Origin of the sequence: Solwaraspora sp. WMMA2059, from assembly GCF_027497315.1 — a bacterium.
In the GTDB taxonomy this organism is placed as follows: Bacteria; Actinomycetota; Actinomycetes; order Mycobacteriales; family Micromonosporaceae; genus Micromonospora_E.
In genome coordinates this window covers 6178880-6198732 of sequence record NZ_CP114908.1, presented here as the reverse complement: position 1 = coordinate 6198732, position 19853 = coordinate 6178880, and the positions used below count along the sequence as shown (strand labels likewise).

At 70.8% G+C, this 19853-nt stretch carries 7 protein-coding genes; 1 reads left to right on the top strand and 6 read right to left on the bottom strand.

What is annotated here, in order from left to right; genetic code table 11:
- Window positions 1-36: 36 nt before the first annotated feature.
- The 3 genes from O7553_RS28450 to O7553_RS28440 are packed head-to-tail and all read right to left on the bottom strand — an operon-like array spanning window position 37 to window position 16121.
- The gene (locus O7553_RS28450) at window positions 37-15363 is read right to left on the bottom strand and encodes a toxin glutamine deamidase domain-containing protein (RefSeq protein WP_281552622.1); all 15327 of its coding nucleotides are present in this window, start codon (window positions 15361-15363) and stop codon (window positions 37-39) included.
- Between the two features lie 27 nt (window positions 15364-15390).
- The gene (locus tag O7553_RS28445) at window positions 15391-15732 is read right to left on the bottom strand and encodes a hypothetical protein (protein ID WP_281552621.1); all 342 of its coding nucleotides are present in this window, start codon (window positions 15730-15732) and stop codon (window positions 15391-15393) included.
- Window positions 15729-16121: a YbaB/EbfC family nucleoid-associated protein gene (locus O7553_RS28440; RefSeq protein WP_281552620.1), complete on the bottom strand. Its 393-nt coding sequence runs from the start codon at window positions 16119-16121 to the stop codon at window positions 15729-15731. Before O7553_RS28440 ends, O7553_RS28445 begins: the two co-directional genes overlap by 4 nt.
- Window positions 16122-16278: 157 nt before the next feature.
- On the opposite strand from O7553_RS28440, the gene mycP reads away from it, so the two are divergent.
- Window positions 16279-17583, top strand: coding sequence for a type VII secretion-associated serine protease mycosin (gene mycP / locus O7553_RS28435; protein ID WP_281552619.1), 1305 nt, complete (start codon window positions 16279-16281; stop codon window positions 17581-17583).
- A 10-nt stretch (window positions 17584-17593) separates the two neighbouring features.
- Here the strand turns inward: mycP and O7553_RS28430 are convergent, their stop codons facing one another.
- From O7553_RS28430 to eccB, 3 genes are all read right to left on the bottom strand, one after another.
- Window positions 17594-17878 carry a WXG100 family type VII secretion target gene (locus O7553_RS28430; protein WP_281552618.1) on the bottom strand — a complete coding sequence of 95 codons (285 nt, stop codon included), beginning with the start codon at window positions 17876-17878 and terminating at the stop codon, window positions 17594-17596.
- A 14-nt stretch (window positions 17879-17892) separates the two neighbouring features.
- Window positions 17893-18225, bottom strand: coding sequence for a WXG100 family type VII secretion target (locus tag O7553_RS28425; protein WP_278174686.1), 333 nt, complete (start codon window positions 18223-18225; stop codon window positions 17893-17895).
- Window positions 18226-18401: 176 nt separating this feature from the next.
- Window positions 18402-19817: a type VII secretion protein EccB gene (eccB, locus tag O7553_RS28420; protein WP_281552617.1), complete on the bottom strand. Its 1416-nt coding sequence runs from the start codon at window positions 19815-19817 to the stop codon at window positions 18402-18404.
- Window positions 19818-19853: the final 36 nt, after the last annotated feature.

Sequence of the window (19853 nt, the reverse complement as noted above, 5' to 3'; positions counted from 1 at the left end):
GTGCGACGGCACAATCCTGTCCTTCCCGTCGAGAACTCAGCCACCGAGCATTCCATGCAGCGTCGGCTCGTCCGGCAACTCGAAGCCCAACTCGCTGCGGGCCACCTGCTCCGCCTCCGCCCGGTTCACCGGCCACCGACCCCCTGCGTGGGCCGGTGCCGAAACCGTACCGGCGCCGGGCGTTGCAGAACCGTTGTCCCAGGCTATCGAGCGCGAACCGTCCGGTCCCACCTCGACGGCCAGCAACTGAGCCAGCTCACCGGCCGTGCCCCGGTCCGCGTAGTAGACAAAGTAGGCGCCGCTCCGCTCAGTCACCGTCCGGCCCGGCCCGGCAGCGGTCAGCGCATTGGTCGCCACGCCCGCCGACGCGCCGACGCCGGCTTCCGCCGTCGACCCGCCTGCCGAGCTGGCCTGCTTCGCGACGGGCGGCACCGGCGGGAGCGGCGGCACCACCGGCGCGCGATCCAGGTGGGCGTAGTCCCTACTCATCAGGTCGAGAAATGCCTGCACCGGGATCGGCTGCGGATGGCCATGATTCCAGGGATTGCGCAGCCAGATGTGCCCGTCCCGTGCCGCCACCACCTCGTACGCGTGTCCCGCGTGCAGTCCGTACGGCGGCGCTCCATTCGGCAGATGCTGATAGCGGTCCGTTGGCATGGTGCTGACGATCACCGGAATCCGCCGCGCCAACAACTGGGCCAGCGTCGCCTCGACCGTAGGCTCGCTGCCCGGGTGCGTGGGAAACCGGTCGGCGCGGGCCGGCTCGCCGGTGAGCTGGGTCAGCACCTCCGCCCACAGATCGGAAGTGCTGCCCGGGTTCATCCGGGCGTAACCGCGCGGCGCGGCCTGGTTTTGGTCTGACCAGCCCTGCCAGCTCTGCCACTGCTGCTGCCAGGCGACCTGCCGGGACTCGGTCCAGGTCCGGTCGACCGCCGCCAGCGCCTTCTCGAGCATGCTCGCCCATGCCGATCCGACCTGCGCCTGGTCGGCGTAGGCGGCCTGCCCCGGCATGATGGCGTGCACCGGGACGTCCGGAGTCACCGTGATCCGCAGTCGTCGGCCGGTCGGAGTGGTCCGGTCGCCAGGGAGGCTGCTTTCGTGCAGCAGGACGTCGACCGTGCCGTCCGGGTTGGGACGGAACAAATTACCGATCGTCTGCGGGCTGTGCCCGGCGATCGCGCCGATCGAGGCGAGCATGCCGCAGTCACCGAGAGCTCCCTGCGCGACCTGCTCCCGCCTGGGCAGCCCATTCCACAGGGGCGCTGCGGCACCCGAGTTCGGATCCACCGGACGGCCGTACTCCGGTGCCACCTCCCCGGGATCCGGCTCCGGCAGGGTGGGGTGGTCGGCGTACACGTGGATCTCGGTCGGGTCGACGGCGAGCGGTGCTGCTTCCGGCGCTTGCTCGACCGGCGCGCTCGGCGCCAGGTTGAGGATCGCCCGGGTCAGAGCGTCCGAGACCAGCACCATGGTGCGGGTCTGCGCCAGGTAGTGGAAGCTGTGGCTGCCGAGCAGCTGGGTGATCGCCGGGCTCGACCCGTACGTCGCGGTGATCGTCGCGTATGCCCGGCGGACGTCCTCGGCCAGCAGCGCCCGCCGGCCGGCGTCGGTCGCCAGGTCGAAACCCGGGTGTACGCCGCCAACGTCGACATGCGGCGCGTTCGCCAACACGTACGGGCCGATGTCGACCTGGCCGGTCAGGTCGACGTACACCCCGTCGCGGGCGATCCGCGCAGCCAGCTCCGGATCGACGGCCTGCAGTTGGGCGAGCTGATCGGCGCGCAGCCCGATCACCTGACCGGCGGAGGCCGGCAGCGTCGGCAGGCTCCGTTGGCCCTGCTCGGCGTCGACGGCGAGCCGGTGCAGCTGCTCGGTGAGCTGCGGCGCGTACGGAACGTACCCGTTGTGGACCAGCCGGGCCCGGTAGTCGCGCTGCTGGGCGCGTTGCGGCTCGGTCAGCGTCGCCGGGTCCGCGCCGAGCACAGCCAGGACGGTCTCCGGGGCGAGCGCCGGCGAGGTGAGCCGCAGCAGCAGGTTCGCCAGGTCCGGCGGCAGCTGCGCCCACCGCGCGTACGCCTGCGGGGTGCCGCCGGTCAGGCCGAGCTGGTCGACGAGTACGCCGATCTCGGCGCGCAGCGCCACCCGGGTCGGCGGGTCGGCGGCGGTGTAGCGGGCCGTCAGCGCCCGGATCCGGGTCAGCCGGGGATCGGCTGGTCCACCGTCGCGACTCGCGGCCAGATCTGGTGCCCGCTGATCCGGCCCTGCCGCCTCGCCGCCGCGTACTGCTTCATGACCACCGGTATCGGCAGGCTGCCGTGCACCGTCACCGTCCCCGACTGGTCGATGATGTAGCAGCCCATCCCGACGTGCGCCCCCGTCGCCCGCTGTTCGGTCGACGGTGTCTCCTTCGCCAGCCAGCCGAACTCGAACGGATGCAGCTCGATCGGATTCGCCGTCCCGACCAGCCGTTCGATCAGTTGCTGCGCGTCGTCCTCCGTCATCGCCCGGCACCTCACTGGTCGTCGTGGGTGGCGTCGATACGCTGCGGTCATGTCCGACGCCAGCGACGCCCGGCCCACCGTCAGCGACACCCTGTACGCCGCCATCCTCGCCAACCCCGACGACATGGACCTGCGGCTGCGCTACGCCGACGCCATCGAACCCACCGACCCCGACCACGCCGAGCTGATCCGCGCCGAGATCGCCTGCGACCTGGCCGTCGTCGCCGGCACCCCGGTCGATCCTGAATTGTCCGATCGGGCCGCCGCGCTCAGCCACCGGCTGACTCCCCGACTCGGCGCGCCCGTCGCCGGTCTGGTCACCAACTGGCTCGTCCGGCGCGGATTCGCCGAGTTCGTCAAGCTGCCGGGGGCCGATTTCCTCGACCGGGGCGCGGAGATCTACCGCCGGGTTCCGGTCCGCCACGTCTGGCTCACCCACGTCGATCCGGACCTGATCGGCCCGATCGCCGCGAGCCCGCTGCTGGCCCGACTCACCAGCCTCGGACTGAACAACAACCCGATCGGCGACGACGGACTGCGCACCCTGCTGGCCTCCCCGTACCTGCGCCAACTCCGCTGGTTGGGCCTGGTCAACTGCGGCATCACCCCGGTGGGTGCCGAACTGTTCGCCGAACTCGCCCCCCGGGTCCTGCCCGACCTGCGGTTCGTCTACTTCGCGCGCAACCGCGCCAAACTCGTCCCCTACGGTGCCGGCTTCGACGCCGTCGGTGGGCAGGACCCGATCGACGTCTACGTTCCGGAGATCGCCGAGCGGATCACCGCCGAGCACGGGCCGCTGCCCTGGCTCGACCCCGACATCGCCTGGCGGGGTGGGTACGTCGACTTCGGCCAGGTGTGACCGGGGTGGTGGCGAGCTCCGGTTCGCCTCGGCGATCCGCTGGGCGTGGAACCGGATACTTGGCGGGATGTTGCGTGAGTCGTCGGGCAGCGCTGCGGCCAGTTTGCCCAGCTCGGACTCCACCGATTGCCGGAACTCGCCGAGCGACAGAATGAGCGGGCGGGCCACCGCGGCGGCACCAAGGATCCGCAGCTGGCCGGAGGCGTCGGACAGGCCGAGAATGTCGTGGCTGCCGCCACGGGTGGTCGCCGGCCCGTGCAGCGGGCGCAACTCCAGTGTGCTGGCGAGGGCGGCGACCCCGCCCGGGTATTCGGGGGCCTGGCCGATGGAGAGGACCATCCGGTCGTACTCGTGGCGGGTGCCGTCAGTGAAGTCGACCAGGAACGTACCGTCCACAGTGTGCCGGGCGGAGACGATCTCGCGCAGCGACTGGCTGATCCGGCTATCGGTGGCGGCCACGTCGTACGCGCCGACCTCGGGCAACGTGTTGCGGCGGTTGTAGCCGCCGGAGAAGCTGCGCTGGAACCGCAACTCGGCGTCCCGGGCCGGGTCACCGGTGCGGTCGGCCGGCGGCAGCCCGACCGCGCGGGCCGACCAGTCGATGGTGGCCGCCGGTGACGCGGCGGCCTGCTCGATGTCCCAGGCCCCGGAGGCACCCGCGCCGAACACCAGCACCCGGTCACCTGGCTGGTACGCGTCGGCCAGGTTCTGCCCACCGAAGTCGACCCGGGGGCGCGCTGGCCGAGGGTCGGTAAACCGGCCATCGGCGTCGAAGCCGAGCCGCTGGGCGGCACCGGCCGGCAGCGCCGCCGGGTCGACCGGGGAGCCGTCCGGCCCGTACGGCGTGCCGGACGTCCGGTCGACGGCGTACCCGCTGTCCGGATCGACCACCAGCAGATCGGTGAGCCGGCCGGCGGTGTCAGCCAGCAGCGGCGGGTCATCCTGGCTGGTACCCGTGCCGGTCAGGATGTCGGTGTCGGTGCCGCCGAGGACCGTACGGACCGGGGCGGGCAGCGTCGCCGGGTCGACGGCCACGCCGGTCGGGTCCCGGAACACCGGCACCGGACCGGAGAGGTCGACCTGGTAGCCGGTCGCCGGGTCGACGTACCGGCCGGTTGTCGACGCCGGCGCGGCCGGCACCCGCGCCGGGCCCGGACCGGCGGCGATGTCCACGGTGGCGGCGTAGAAACCGCGCTCGCCGATCGTCACCCGGTAGTTCGCGCCATCCGGCCAACCGGCCGCAGCGTCGGCGCTGGTCGGGCGGGGGGTAATCGCGGTCGCGGTGCCCTGGTAGCTGGGCATCCCGGTGTACGCGCGGGCCGCGCCGACCGCCGCAGCGAAGTCACTGGAGAGGGCAAACTGGGTGCCTTCGTCGGCGAAGTCCGCCGGCTGGAACGGCAGGCCGGGGATCTCCAACTCGGTGGGGACCTGCCCCATCAGCAGCTGCTGCCGATCCGCCCACGGGTCGTGGCCCTGCGACACCGCCAGCACCGGCGGCAGGCCGTCCCCGGTGTCCGGCGGCGCGTCGAGGGTGGCGAAGTCGGCCGTGGCCGCCCAGCCGCCGCCGATGACCAGCCGGTCGAAGACGTGCTGCGGGTCGGCGTCGAGCGCGGCGTCGACCCGGTCGGTCAACGCCAGGTCCGCCCGGTCGCGGGCGGCGGTCGCCTGCGCGGCCCACTGGCGGGCCGCCGCCCGTACGTCGGCCTGGACGACCCGGATCTCGTCGGCCAGGCCGGGTCGGTCGCGGGCGGCCGTGAGCAGCCCGGCGAGGTCCGCGAAGGCCGGCCCCAACTGGGTACGGACGGCAGCGAACCGGGCGTCCGTGGCGGCCGTCCCGACCACCGGTACGTTCGGCACCAGGCTGTGCACCCGGTGCCCCGGGTACGGCTCCAACAGCCCACTGCTGATCAGCAGGCCGACCGCTTCGGCGTGCAGCTGGGCTACCTGGGCCGGGTCGGCGTGCCGGCCGGTGCCGGCCTGCGCCAACTGGTCGGCGACGGTACGCAGCTCGGCCAGCCGCCCGATGTCCCGCGCGGTCAGGTGCCGCTGCCCGTCACCCTCGGGCCGGGACCCTTCGGCGAGCGCCGTCGTCGCATCGGTACGCAACCCGTCGGCCCGCTCCTGGGCGATGGCGTCTACTTCGGCCAGTGCGGCGGCGACGGCCCGCCGGACATGGTCCGTGGAGGCCCGGTCGGATACCCGTACGGTCGCCCCGTCGGCGTGCGTCGCGATGGTGGCGACGGGGGCCACCGTCGTGTCGGGCGGCAGCGAGGTCACGGCGAGCGTGACGGTCACCGGCCCGGCTGAGGTGTCGAGGGTGACCGTGCCGGCGTCCGGGTCGGCGACCGCACCGGCCGGCAGCAGTCCGGTGTCGAGCGCGTCGCGTACCGCCGCGGTGACCGCGACCGGGTCGGCGTCGTGCAGCGCGCCCCCGAAGGTCGTCCCGGCGGCGGCGCTGACCAGTCCGTCCGGCGCGGCGCTGAGCGACCCGTCCGGCCCGGCGGCGGCTAGTGGTTCGGCTCCGGCTCGTCCGTCAGCGGCCACACCTGGCGGCCGGTCGTCCGGCCCGCCCGGCGGGCCGCCGCGTACTCCTGCATGATGATCGAAGGCGGCATGCTCCGGTGGGCCGTCACCGTCCCGTCGTGGTCGATCACCCAGTTCCCCTGGCCCAGACCCAGCCCCTGGGTGCGTTCCGTCTCCGAGAGGATCTCCCTCGCCACCCAGCCGAACTCGAACTCGTGGAGAGCCATCCGGTTCGGCGTCCCGACCAGCCGCTGGATCAGCTCCTGCGCGTCGTCCCGAGTCACTGTTGGTCCCTCCCCGTGCCGTCGGCGCGTCCATCGACCACAAGGTGTGCGTCGCCGCCAGGTACTCGGCGGGCGGCTGCGTCGCGGTTCCGCCGTACTGCGGATCCCACCACACCGGCCCGTCGGCCCCGTACGGGTAGACGATCAGGAACGCGTGCGAGCCGGCTGCCTGCGCGTTTCCGTCGGCGTCCAGGTGCAGCCGTCCGGTGTCCTGGTCGAAGCTCAGCCAATCGGCGACGACCAGGGCTGCACTACCTGGGCCGGCCGCCGCTACCCGCTGCTGCAGCTGCGCGTACTGCTCGGCGACCGCCGCCACCCGGTCCGCCGGTGCCCCCGGCAGGTCCGCCGGCGGACCGACCCACTCCCCGCCCAACCACTCCTCGGCCCGGCTGATCCCGTCGGCCTCACCCGTGACCCGGTCGATCGTCCCGTCGCCTGCCCGGTCCGGCCAGCGCGGTAGCGACACCATCGGCCGACCCAGAAACGTCGACAACCCCGCCAACGAACAATCCATACAATTGTTGCCACGACCCGACCGCCCCGGACCACCATCATTCACCAACCCACCAAACGGATGCGACGACGGATCCGCACCCACCACAAACCCACCACCCGACCACAACACCGCCTCAAGATCAGCCTGAAAAACCACATCCTCCAACGGCGCCAAATTCAACGGACCAACCGGACGCGGACCCGACAATTCATCGGTGTCGGCGACTACACCGGAGGTTCCGTCAGTTACTCCGGCGGCTCCGCCAGCTACTCCCTTTCCGGCGAGTCCGGCTCCGGCCACACCTGCCGACCCGAGATCCGCCCCTGCCGACGCTCCGCCACGTACCGGCTGATCGTCACCGGTACGGGCAGACTCCCGTGCACCGTCACCGTCCCGTCCCGGTCGATGATGTAGCTCCCCAGGCCGACCCGCATCCCCGTGCCGCGTTCCTGTGGACTCAGGATCTCCTGCGCCAGCCAGCCGAACTCGAACTCGTGCAGCGCCATCCGGTTCGGCGTCCCGACCAGCCGCTGGATCAGCTCCTGCGCGTCGTCCCGAGTCACTGTTGGTCCCTCCACCTGCTGCCGGCGCGTCCATCGACCACAACGTGTGAGTGGCGGCGACGACGTGCGTCGGCGGCACCGGCCACGTCTGGCCGTCCTGCGGATCCCACCACACCGGGCGATCGGCCCCATGCGGGTAGACGATCAGGAACGCGTGCGAGCCGTCAGCCAGGGCGTTGCCGTCAGCGTCGACCTGCACCTGCCCGGTACGCTCGTCCACACTGAGCCAGTCGGCGACAACCAGGGCGGCGCTGCCCGGCCCGGCCGCCGCCACCCGCTGCTGCAACTGCGCGTACTGACGGGCGACCGCCACCGCCCGCTTCTGCGGCACACCGGGCAGGTCAGCCGGCGGACCGACCCACTCCCCGCCCAACCACTCCTCGGCGCGGTCGACACCGGCCGCCTCGCCGGTCTGCCGGTCGACGGCGCCGTCCGGCAGGATGTCCGGCCAGCGTGGTAGCGACACCATCGGCCGACCCAGAAACGTCGACAACCCCGCCAACGAACAATCCATACAATTGTTGCCACGACCCGACCGCCCCGGACCACCATCATTCACCAACCCACCAAACGGATGCGACGACGGATCCGCACCCACCACAAACCCACCACCCGACCACAACACCGCCTCAAGATCAGCCTGAAAAACCACATCCTCCAACGGCGCCAAATTCAACGGACCAACCGGACGCGAGCCGGCCAGCGGCGCATCGCCGCCCGCCACGGGTACGGCCCGGTCGGCTACTCCGGTGGCGGGCCCGGCTCCGGCCACACCTGCCGACCCGAGATCGGGCCCTGCCGACGCTCTGCCGCGTACTCCTCGACCACCACCGTCGCCGGCAGGCTCGGCTGGGCGGTCACCACGCCCGTCAGGTCCACGATGAAGCTCCCCTGACCGATGTGCATCCCGGCTTGCCGTTCCTGGGTCGACAACTCCTCCCGGACCAGCCAGCCGAACTCGAACGGATACATCTCGATCGGGTTCCTGCTGCCCAGCAGTCTGCTGATCAGTGCTCTGGCCTCGTCCTCGGTCATCGACTACCCCTCCCTGCTCCGGCAATGTCGACGACTCACCTGCGGCATTCGCCGACGCCAGGCTTGTTGACGCGGTATCGCGGCCCTCACCGGACACCGGCCGGGTGCCGGTCAGGTCGGGCTGGCCTCCCGGCAGATCCGGGTCAACTCCGCCTCGCTCGGCAACGGCACCGCCGTGAAGTGATGCGTCACCGACTCCGCCATCACCCGATCGACGAGCCTGGTCTGCTCCAGGTCCGGCGTCGAATAGAGAAACGCCGCTGCTACGTCCGGACGGAAGTTCCACCTCTGCGTCGGGCGATCCCAGATCACGGCCTGCACCGGTCCGCGCCCCTGAGCCAGCGCGAGCACGTTCGCCGGAGTCCCATCCAGCTCCCCTGGCGGGTACATCAGATAGTAGATGAATGTCATAGTCAGCCGAAACCCTCCCTTGCGCTATCTGATCGGCAAGTCCCACGAAGTCCACCTGATCGAGACCGAGACGGCCAGCAAACTCCGAAAAGGTGATTCCTTGCTCATTCAACCATATCGCGAAATCACTGGCAACGTTGCGCCGCCTAGAATCACTTATCCATTTTGCAAATCCATTTTGGATCGAATTTCCGTAAGTTTCAGAAATCAGTTTCAGGCCGACCGGAAGTTGCGACGACAGCCCAGTCGATTTGTTCATTATTAAAATATTCAGAAACGCTTCAACCCTGCTCTCGGACGACCGAACAGGATCTCGGACGACCTCGTACCAACCGTGGGTCTGCTTACCAACTAGCCAGCTTCGCTTTGTCGGAAACTGGATCTCGAATACGCGACCACTGGGAGATACAAGAACGCTGTTCAGCCCATAGAACCTGTTCCCCGGATTCCAGTAGGACTTGACCTGTTGAACCTCGTATCCCCGGCCAACCAGGCCATCCAACGTCTCATTGACCGCCGAGCCATAATGTCGCTCTGGCGCCAGGAGCGAAAATCGAACTAGATCACCGACCTTGCCGAGCGCCCCTTGCAGATCAAGCCCGATAGGCTCAAATTCCACCTTGAACTTCCGCGCCAATGACTCAGCATGCTTCACCCGATGCTCGAGACCTACTGGCGTAAGCATCTCCGGCCCGACGAGTCCAATCTCCGCGCCGGCCTCGGCAGCCGCCTCAACCAGGTCTGCAAGTACAATATCGGCGTCTTGGCGAGCAGCAAGCAGAGCCGTGGCCAGGAGCTCCCGGTCGCTAGTCGAAAGGCTGTCCAGGTAGGGGATCGGCTCTAAACTCCCGGCTGAATCGGACGAAGGGTCGCTTGCGACGAGAGAAGCCGTCAGGTCCCGCTGGCCTCCTGACAGATCCGGGTCAACTCCGTTTCGCTCGGCAACGGGACCGTCGTGAAGTGATGCGTCACCGACTCCGCCGTCGCCCGGTCCACTCCTCGAAAGTTGTTGCGCTCCTGGTTCACGAACAGCACTGCTATCGCGACGTCCGGCTGGCAACTCCACTTGGCGGTCTGTCGATCCCAGGTCACCGCCATCGTCGGGCCCGGATGGTTCGCTAGGGCGATCACGTTCGCCGGGTGGTCCGACGGACGTGTCGGGTGGTACAGCAGGAAGTACTGGAACTCCAAGTCCGCCACCCACATCACCTCTCCGGTCCAGCCCGAATCCGGGCACGTCAGTGTAATCAAGTCCCCGAGCCGTAAGCACGTCGACGAGAGTCTGTTGAGTTGTAGTGAGCCACTCGCCATAGCCCTGCCGAACAGTGTTGTCCGGAGCCGTACCTGAGTCGAGCTTGCCTAGCCACGCCGCAAGTCCATTGAACTGCGCCGGCCCGAACCGGTCTGCCAGAACATCGAGGCCACCGGGTAGCCTGTCGGCCAGTCCGGCAGCCTTGTTCAGCGCGAGGATGTCGAGGAAAGCGTTGACGCGATCAGCCGAATGAGAGTCCCTGTCCCGCAGCACCTCATACAATCCGTGAGTCGCTTTTCCGACTCGCCAGCTCGCCTCGGTCGGAAACTGAATCTCGTACAGCTGACCCTCAGACGATCGAAGAGTGACGTTGAGGCCGTAGAATCTGTTGCCGAGATGCCAGAAGACCTTGCCGGTCACCACTTGATGATGAGCCGACTCAAGGCCGCTGAGGACACGGTCGACCGCGGTACCGTAGGCGGGCCCAGCGGGGCTCTGCACGGAGAAGCGGACGACGTCGTTGATCACGGCGAGCGCGGCTGGTATGTCATCGCCAACAGGGCGGTGCTCTGTCACGAATTTTTTGGCCAGCGACTCCGGATCCTTGACCCGATACTCGGTCCCGAGCAGCCTGAGTTCCTGCACACCGGTCAGGTCACCCATCATTTGTAGCCCGACGAGGACGTCGTCCAGCGTTGCCTGGATCGCCTGCGCGCTCTCCCCCGCAGCCGCCACGCCATGCTCCAGCTCCTGCCGCTCGGCTTCGGACAGCCGATCGAGATAGCTCGTCGTATCCGCAGCAGGGCCGCTAGTTATCGGCTGGCCTCCTGGCAAATCCGGGTCAGCTCCGGCTCGCTCGGCAACGGGACCGTCGTGAAGTGATGGGTCGCCGACTCCGCCGTCGCCCGGTCCACTGCCCGGACGCTGTGGCGCTCCGGGTCGGCGTACAGGATCGACGCCGCCACGTCCGGTCGGAAGCCCCACCTCGACGTCGGACGGTCCCAGATCACCGCCTGCGTCGGCCCGGTGCCGGCCGCCACCGCTATCAGGTTGACCGGCGGCTGGGTCTGGTCGTCCGTCCGATACAGCAGGTGGTAGCGAAAGGTCAGGGTCGGCATCTGTGCTTCCTATCGCATCGGGATCGAATCCGGGCAGGTCGGATGGGTCCAATCCTCGCGCAGCCAACTCCTGCCGGAAGCTGCGACTCGGGTCGGCGGCCAGCCAGTCGACGTAGTCCTGCCGCAGGCCGGCCTGGTCCTGTTTGCCGATCCACTTGGCGAAGCTGGTGTCCTTCGGGGGGCCGTACCGCTCGGTCAGCACCGGCATGCCACCCGGCATCCGGCCGGCGATGTCGTGCGCCTTGTTGACGGCGAGGATGTCGAGGAAGGCGTGCATCCGGTCGGCCGGGGTCCGCGCCGGGTCGCGCATCACTTCGTACGGGCCGTGTGTCTCCTTGCCGATCGCCCAGCTGGTGGCGGTGGGGAACTGCACCTCGAATGTTCGGCCGGTGGGCGTGACGAGGGTGCAGTTCAGCCCGAAGAACCGGTTACCGGTGTGCCAGAAGCTTTTGACGTCGGTCACCTGGTGGCCGCTGGCGGTCAACGCGTCGAGCACTCCCGCGACCGCCGGCCCGTACGCGTCGGTCTCCGGTGCCCGTACGGAGAACCGCACCACGTCGTTGATCTCGGCGAGCGCCTCCGGGAGGGAATAGCCCTTCGGCTCGAAGTCGGTGCTGAACTTGCGGGCCAGCGACTCGGCCCCTTTGACCCGGTACTCGCTGCCCAGCGGGGTCAGCGCGTCGGTGCCAGCCAGGCCAAGATCGGTGTTGAGCCGGTCGCCGATCGCCCCCAGTTCGGCAAGGATCGTGTCGGCATCGACCTGGGCGGCGGCCAGCTCGGCGAGCAGCGTGGCCCGGTCGGGCTCGGTCAACGCATCCAGGTACTCCGCTTCACTGGTCGCCCCGGTCGTCGACACCGCAGTCGTCTGCGGGCCGTCGGCCGGCACCGGATTGCCGTCGGCGTCGAGGACGATCGACCAGACCCCGTCGACCTCGCTGCCGTAGATCGGCGCGGTGTCGGAAACCTGCCGGCTCTGCGCATCGATCCAGATGATCTGCCCGTCGTGGTTGACGGCGTTCCAGGTGTGCGCTCCGCCGCCGGCCGCGGCGGTCCAGCTGGTGATGATCAGCGCGGCGGATCCGGGGCCGGCACGCCGCAGCTGGTCGGCGACCGCGTCCAAGCCGGCCGGCCCACGGCCGGCAGGCGCGAAGGACGCACCCAGCCACTGTTCCTGACGTCGGGTGCTGTCCGGCTCGGCGGTCACCGACGCACCGGTCGCCGCCGCGACCTGTGGGTCGCCGTACCAGGTGGCGAGGACGGACAGGCCGACGTCGGCGCAGTTGGTGCCGCGACCGGGGTTGGCCGGGCCGCCATCGTTGACCAGCTCCGGCCAGCGGCCGCCGCGCGGGTCGGGGTGCCGGGCCGGGTGGCCGTCCGGCCCGACCGGCACCTCGTCGGTCAACGCCTGCTGGTCGGCGGGGTCCGGCGGCACCAGACCCTGCCCGTCGCCGGTTGGTCTGGTTTCCGGCAGCGCCCGGCCGTCGCCCAACGCGCCGGAATCCGGCGGTACGGCCGGGCCGGGCATCCGTTCGGTGTCCACCACCGGGGTGACGCCGAGTATTTCCAACATCGGCCCGCACGACCGGCAGGGTGGTCGGTAGTCGCCGCGTTCGTACACCACGTCGACGTCCTGGGCGCGGCGGAACTGGTGGGTGACGATCCGCGCCCCGGCCAGCTCCGATCGGGCGTACGCGTCGAAATCGCCGATCCGGCCGGCATCCTGCCACTGCCGTTCCAACTGGTAGACCACATCGGACACCAGGGCGACCTCGGCGCACCGCCCGTGCCCGCTGCCGACCCGGCTGACCTGCTGAGCGACCTCGGCGAGCACTGTCTCGACCAGCGGGTGCGGCGTCGGCTGGGTGGCCGGGTCGGTGCTCTGGTCGGCGGTCATGCTGCTGTGTGTGTTGAGCTGCCCGCTGCGGGTCATCAACGCGCCGACCACGCCCGGCCGTTTACCCATCGAGATCTGTTCGCCGGGAGTGGCCTGCTGCTGGTGCCGGGTCACCGCACCCGTAACGGCGTCGGCCAGGGCCCGGGACGCGTCGATGAGCGCCTGGTCAGCGTCCGCGCTGTTCGGATCGCCGTCGAACTGGACCGGGTCCAGCTGCCAACTGTGCGTACCGGTGCCGGTAGGGCCGGCCGACCGCTGCAGGGTCTGCGGGTCGACGGTGGTGCCGGAGGATGGTTGCCGGGGCGCCGGGCCGGACGGCTGGTCCGGCCCGCCGGTGGTCGCGGCCGGCGGCGGCGCCGTGGTGGTGGTCCCGGGCGGGATGCCGACCGACTGGCCGGGCTGAGCCGGTACGGCCGGTGCGGCCGGTGCGGCCGGTGCGGCCGGTGCGGCGACAGCCGGCCCGAAGCTGACCGACCCGGCGGAGGGTCCGGCGGCAGGTCCGGCAACCGGTGCCGGTGGCCGGACCGGTGCCGAGGTGGTGCCGGTCAACGAGCTCTGGGGAGCAGCCGTGGTGTTGCCACCGGCCGTCGACGCCGCTGTTGCCTGGGCAGTCGTCTGGGCTCCGGTCTGGACCGGCCCGGGTGTCGACGTCGCAGCCGGTGTGGACGACGCAGCCGGTGTGGACGTCGCAGCCGGTGTGGACGTCGAACCCGGTGTGGACGGGGAGCTCTGCGGGCCGGCGGCGGTCACGGCCGGAGCCGCCGCCTGCGCCGACGTACCGACCCCGGCCGGAGCACCGGCGGCGACCTGTACCGGCGGCCCGTCGTCCGCCCGAGTCGGCCCTACGCCGTCCGACGCCGTGACGTCCGGCGAGGTGATGTCCGGCGACGTGATGTCCGGCGAGGTGATGTCCGGCGACGTGATGTCCGGCGACGTGATGTCCGGCGAGGCGGTGCTGGTCGACGGCGCGTCGGTCGACGGCGCGTTCGCCGGGCTGGCGGTGTCGCCCACGCCGACCACCGACGGCTGACCCGAGGTGACCACCGGTGGAGGCTCGGCACCAACAGTCGGCTGGATGCCGGGTTGGTCGACGACCGTCGGGGCCGCCTGGGTCGTCGGGGCGTCCTGCGTGGTCGGGGCCAGCGAGATGGAGCCGGCCCCGGAATCCGGTACGGTCTGCGGCGTCGGGTCAGCCGTGACCGGAGCCGGGACGGCGGTACCCGTACCGCTGGCCGGGTCGGACCCGAGCGCGCCAAGGTCGATCCCGGCGGCGTCCACGCTCGTCAACTGAGCAATGCCGGCCAGGTCGACGGTGCCGGGCACGCCGGTCGGCGGCGCGACACCGCCCAACCGGTTGGCCCAGCCGGCAGCCGTGCTGCCGGCTGACGCCGCCGCCATGGTTGCACCGCCCCGACCGGCACCGCTGGTGAATCCACCGAGCGCCCCCTGCCAGCCGGGGCTGGTCCACTGCTGGTTGACGGCGAGGTTCGCGGCAACGCTGGCCGCCGGGGAGATCACCGCGTTCTGCATGCCGGCGGTGACCGACCGGCCGCCCCAGCGGACGACGCCAGCGCCTCGGAAGTCCATTGCCGGCGGCCGGAACGACACCGGCACCCGGGGTGCGACCGTGTTACGCAGCAGCCGGTTGCCGCCGAAGCCGAGCATGCCACCGAACGCGCCGCCGACCCCGGCGGTGAGGGTCCGCCGGCCGTCCCAGTTGTCGCGGTTGCCCTGGGCGACCTGGAACGCCTGGGCACCGATGTCGATGATCAGCTCTTCGCCGATCTCCTGAGCCAACTCGATGCCCAACTGGGTGCCGAGCCGCTGGGCACCGGCGCGGGTGACGTGCGTGGTGGCGATCCGGGCCGAGCTCTGCAACGCGGCCCGCATCCCGGCCTGGGTGAGCATCTGCCGGCCGAGCTGGGCCAGCAATCGACGGAACGCGACGGTGACCGCCTGCCGGCCGGCGGCGAGGATGCCGGGGATGGCACCCGCGGAGACGCCGCCCAGCCAGGCCATCAGCAACGCCACGAACACCGCGATCACCGTGATGGCCACCGCGATGAGGATGGTCAGCTTGGCGTACTCGATCTCGGTGGCCGCGGTGTCACAGCCGTTCGCGAAGGCGGCGGCGGCCTTCTGCAGGACCGGCAGCCCGGTGTTGGGGCCGACCCCGACCTGCTGCCAGAAGTTGGCGAACTTGGCACCCGCGTCGCCGCCCCAGCTCTCGATGACCCGCAGCGCGGCCGGGTCAGCGTCGGCCAGTGCGACCCGTACCACCTCTTCGAGCTCGCGCCAGGCGGCGGCGAGCTCGCGCATCTGGTCCTCGTCGCCGGTCGGCCACGCCTCGCCGGCGCTCACCCAGGTGACGGCGTCCCAGACCCACCCGTACTCGCCGAACCACTCCCGCGGATTGATGATCGCCACGTCGTGGGCCCTCCGAGTGCGACCGGGCTACCTGCCGCCGCCGAAGCTGTCGCCGACCGCGCCATCGTCGTCGACCGTGCCGTCGACCGAGGAGACGATCCGGAGGCCGGTGTCCTCGAAGGCTGCGACGAGGTCGTCCCCGGCGTCCAGGGTCACCTTCGCCGGGGCCTCGTCACCACCGTCCAGATAGTGCTCGTTGAACGTCCGGCCGGCCTCGTCGTCGCCCCATGGCCTGGACTCGTTGAGCGCCCGGATGGTGCCGGTGACGCGGGCCCACTCGGCGGCCAGTGTCTCGGCCGCCGCGCCCAGCGCGTTGCCGGCCGGGCGGGCCAGATCCGGGTTGAGGAAGGTCTGCTGCGGCTCGGTCATTGCCGGTCACCCCCGGGCAGGTCGGTGTCGAGCTGGCGGAAGATGCCTTCGAGGTCGAAGTCCATGTGTGCCTGGAACTGTGCGTCGGGCACCATCGGCCGGCAGATCCGCTCGACTTCGGCCATCGCCTGGGCGGTGGCGGCCCGAATGGTCTCAGTGACCGTGGTGGACAGCTGCGCCGCGTCCGGCCGGCGGTAGATCCGGGGGTCGAGCTCCACCTTGGTCACCTGCCCTCTCGGCCCGACCGTCACAGTGACGAGCCCGTCGTCTGAGGTGACGGTGGCCGACACCGCCCGCAGTTGCTGTTGCAGGTCGGCGGCGCCGGACCGCATCCGGTCGAACTGTGCCATCAACTCGTCGGCACGGGCACGCAGGCCGTGCACGTCCATCGTGTCCCTCCCCGTCGCCGCGTCACACCGGGCGCTGCCGGGCACCGACGGTGAGCCGTCATGACGACGATACTGAATGTGTGCCAGCCGCACGAGCCCGCTGGTCGCCGCCGCTGGATAGGATGCCGGGCGGTACGGGAGGTCTGGAGGTCAGCTGATGCGGTCACCGACCCTGCTGCCGGCCGTCGCGCTGGGCGTACTGCTGACCGTCGCGCCGAGCGTGCTGCCGGTTGTCGCGGCGGCACCGGCGTCTGCCGCTCCGGGCAGTTGCCGCAGCCCGGCCGACCCCGGCCCGGTGATCCGTCAGATCTCCTGGCATCAGCGCTGGTTGGCGCCCGAGCGCAGCTGGCCGGTGACCGACGGGTCGGGGGTACGGGTCGCGGTGATCGACTCCGGTGTCGACGCCGACCATCCGCAACTGTCCGGTCAGGTGACTGCCGGCGCCGACCTGACCGGTGTCGAGGCCGACGGCACGGTGGACTGCGCCTCGCACGGCACCGCCGTGGCCAGCCTGATCGCCGCCACCAGGGTGGACGGCGTCGGCTTCCATGGCATCGCCCCAGGGGTGACGATCATGCCGATCCGGGTCACCGAGCGGATCCAGGCGCGGCAGGACGGCTCTGCCTCACCGGCGGACCGGTTGGCCGAGGCGATCGACCTCGCGGTGGCCAGCAGCGCGAAGGTGATCAACATGTCGCTGATCATGTACCGCGCGGACCCGGCGGTACGGGCCGCGGTCGAACGCGCCGTGCAGGCCGACGTGGTGCTGGTGGCCGCAGCCGGCAACAGCCACCAGCAGGGCGCGTCGCCGGATCCGACGCCGTACCCGGCGGCGTTCGACGGGGTGATCGGCGTCGGGGCCATCGACGAGAACGGCGTACGGCTGGCGGACTCCCAGGTCGGTGACTACGTGGACCTGGTGGCGCCGGGTGGGGCGGTGGTGGCGGCGAGCCGGGTGTCCGGACACGCGGTGGTCGCCGGCACCAGCTACGCCGCCCCGGTGGTGAGCGCGGCGGCGGCGCTGCTGCGGGCCGCCGAGCCGGAGCTGTCGGCGGCCGACGTGGCCCGGCGGCTGACGGCGACGGCGGATCCGGCACCCGGCGGCCGGTCGGCGGGCTACGGCCACGGGGTGGTGAACCCGTACCGGGCGGTGACCGAGCGGTTGACGGCGGGCGAGCCGGTCGCCGCGCCGGCGCTGCCGACGGTCGTGCCGGATGCCGTCGCGGCGCAGCGGGCGGCTCGCTGGCAGCGGCTGACCGAGATTGCCGTGGCGGTGGCCGCCGGTACGGCGTTGCTGATCCTGCTGGTCGCGGTGGCCGTGGCGGCGCTGCCGGGTGGCCGACGCCGCCGCTGGCAGCCGACCCGGCGGATGGTCGGCCGCAGCGGCGCGGCATCGCAAGCCGGTACGCGCACCGATCCGCAGGAGGCGTACTTCGTGGTGTCCGGACCGGCCGGTCGGTGACCGAGTCGGTCTACTCGAACTTGGCCCGGTTGGCTGCCTCGCGTGCCTGCATCCGTATGGCCGCTTCGCGCAGCGCCTTCTCGATCCGGTTGAGCAGGTCCTTGAGGTCGGTGGCGGCCGATTCCCACTCGGCCTGCCGGGTCAGGTACGCGGTCTGTGCGTCGCCCTCCCAGGTCGCCACCAGCGGCTGGATGCCGGTCTTGAGGCCGTCGAGCTCTTGGATCATGTTCTTGGCCGCGGTACCGCAATTGTCGGCGGCGTTGTTCAGCGCGGCGAAATCGTAGCGGATGTCCATCTCGATCCCTCCGGTCAGAGCTTCAGCGCCGCGGTGATCTGGCCGGCGGTCGCGCCCGCCGAATCCATCTCGGATTTGATCTCTTCGTCGCTGACTTCGTAGTCCTTACCGGCCGAACCGACCGCTTCGGCGATCGACCGCAACGCCAGGTTCAGCCGCGCCATGTCCTCGTCGAACGCCTGACGCACCTGCTGGAACGAGCCGGCACCGATACCCTTCCACTGGTCATAGAGCGGCATGAGCTGGTCCATCAACTGGTTCAGGTTGCCGGTCAGCCGGTTCGCGACGTCATCGACGTCCTTCTCAGTCTGAACCATCAGCCCGGTATTGGTGTTCATCCCGGTCATGGTGATCTTCACCCCGTCCTCTGGTGGGATGCCCCGCAATCCGAGGGGCGGTGCCGCATGGTGCGCCGACGCACCATCTGTCATCGGAAACGGTAGTTCCTTGTGTCCAGTGGCGCCAGACCGATACCGATCGACCGACGCCACCTGGCCGACTTTTGCCGATCCACAGTAGTCGTTCATGCTGGCCGTCGGGCTGCCGCCGGGTCCAGCGCCGGCCCGCCCGGCAGCCGTACCACCAGGCTGGCGGGTAGCCGCACCGGCTCCACCTCGGGGTAGCCGAGCATCGCGGCGACCGCCCGGTCCGCCAGCGGATAGCGGATGCCGAGGTCGGTCACCAGGGTCAGGGTGCCGGCCGGGGCGTCCGGGGCGGGCATCGACTCGACCAACGCGCCGTGGCCGGGCTCGATCACCACCCGGTCCGCCAGCGGTACGCCGTCGGCGGTGCGTGCCGGGGTGACGATCGCCTGCGTCGGCGGCTCGACCTGCGCGTCGACCAGCACCTGCGGCTGGTGACTGCCGGGCGGATAGCCGGCGCAGACGCTCTGCCGGCCATCGGTCAGCCGCAGGATGTCCGGTCGGCGCTGCGGCGACCGGGCGCCGGTCTCCCCGGACCCGGCCGCCCGGGGCGCGCCGACCACGGTGGCGGCGGCGACCGGCCGCGCGGTCGGCGGCTCGCCGCCGTAAGCGTCCCGGGTGCCGGGATCGGCGAGCAGCACCTCGGCCTGCAACTCGGTCAGCGGCGCCAGTCGGTCCCGTTCGGCAAGGTAGTACTGCCGGTCGCCGGTCTGGTTCTCGACCACGTGGATCGAGCCGGTGACCGCGTCCGGCAGTGCGGTCGACGGCTCGCCCCGGCCGGGCACCGGCCGGCTGCCGATCGGCTCCCCGGCCGGCAACGCGTTCAGCCAGGCCCCGCCGACCAGCACAACCGGCTCGGACCGCAGCGCCAAACCTTCCAGGACGATGTCCTCGTCGACCAGTTCGTGTCGCTGGTCCCGCCAGATCAACTGCAGGTGCCCGGTGTCGGCGTCGCGGACCAGCAGCGCGCCGTTGCCGGTGGGCCGGCCACCGACCGGCGGTTGGCCGACGGTCAGCACCGTGGTGGTCACCAGCTCACCGGACTCGTCCCGGACGGCCTGGGAGCACAGTGTCCACCCGCCGGTCAGGATCCGCTTCGCGTCGGGCAGCGCGTCCGGTGCATCCGGGATGCCGATCCGAGGGCCACGCGGCGTACCGGCCAGGGAGTTGCGTGACACGTCGGTCACCGGGGCGAAGGACTCCAGCGCCAGCAGCGCCGAGGCGTAGTTGACCACCGGGTGCAGGTGACCCTCGCGGTAGAGGTACCTGGTGCCGGTCTCTTTCTCCAGGATCACCGAGGCGCCGTCCTGCCAGCTGGTCGCTCCACCGGGGATGATGAAGCCGAACACCCCGACCGCGCCGAGGCACAGCACCGCCACCATGATCCCACCGAGGCCCGCGCCGCCGAGCCGCTGGAACGGGGCGACCGCCGGATCCGGGTCCCTGGCCACCAGCGCGGACGTCATCCGCTGCACGAAGAACTGGTACGACTGGACCTGGTCGCGCCGCGACGGCATGCCTGGCTTCCTTCCACCCGTCAGCGCTGCGCGGCT

Bases quoted from the DNA above. Each gene is read 5' to 3' on its own strand.
- O7553_RS28440 (WP_281552620.1), bottom strand. From the start codon at position 16,121: ATGGACGTGCACGGCCTGCGTGCCCGTGCCGACGAGTTGATGGCACAG.
- eccB (WP_281552617.1), bottom strand. From the start codon at position 19,817: ATGCCGTCGCGGCGCGACCAGGTCCAGTCGTACCAGTTCTTCGTGCAG.
- O7553_RS28425 (WP_278174686.1), bottom strand. From the start codon at position 18,225: ATGACCGGGATGAACACCAATACCGGGCTGATGGTTCAGACTGAGAAG.
- O7553_RS28430 (WP_281552618.1), bottom strand. From the start codon at position 17,878: ATGGACATCCGCTACGATTTCGCCGCGCTGAACAACGCCGCCGACAAT.
- O7553_RS28445 (WP_281552621.1), bottom strand. From the start codon at position 15,732: ATGACCGAGCCGCAGCAGACCTTCCTCAACCCGGATCTGGCCCGCCCG.
- mycP (WP_281552619.1), top strand. From the start codon at position 16,279: ATGCGGTCACCGACCCTGCTGCCGGCCGTCGCGCTGGGCGTACTGCTG.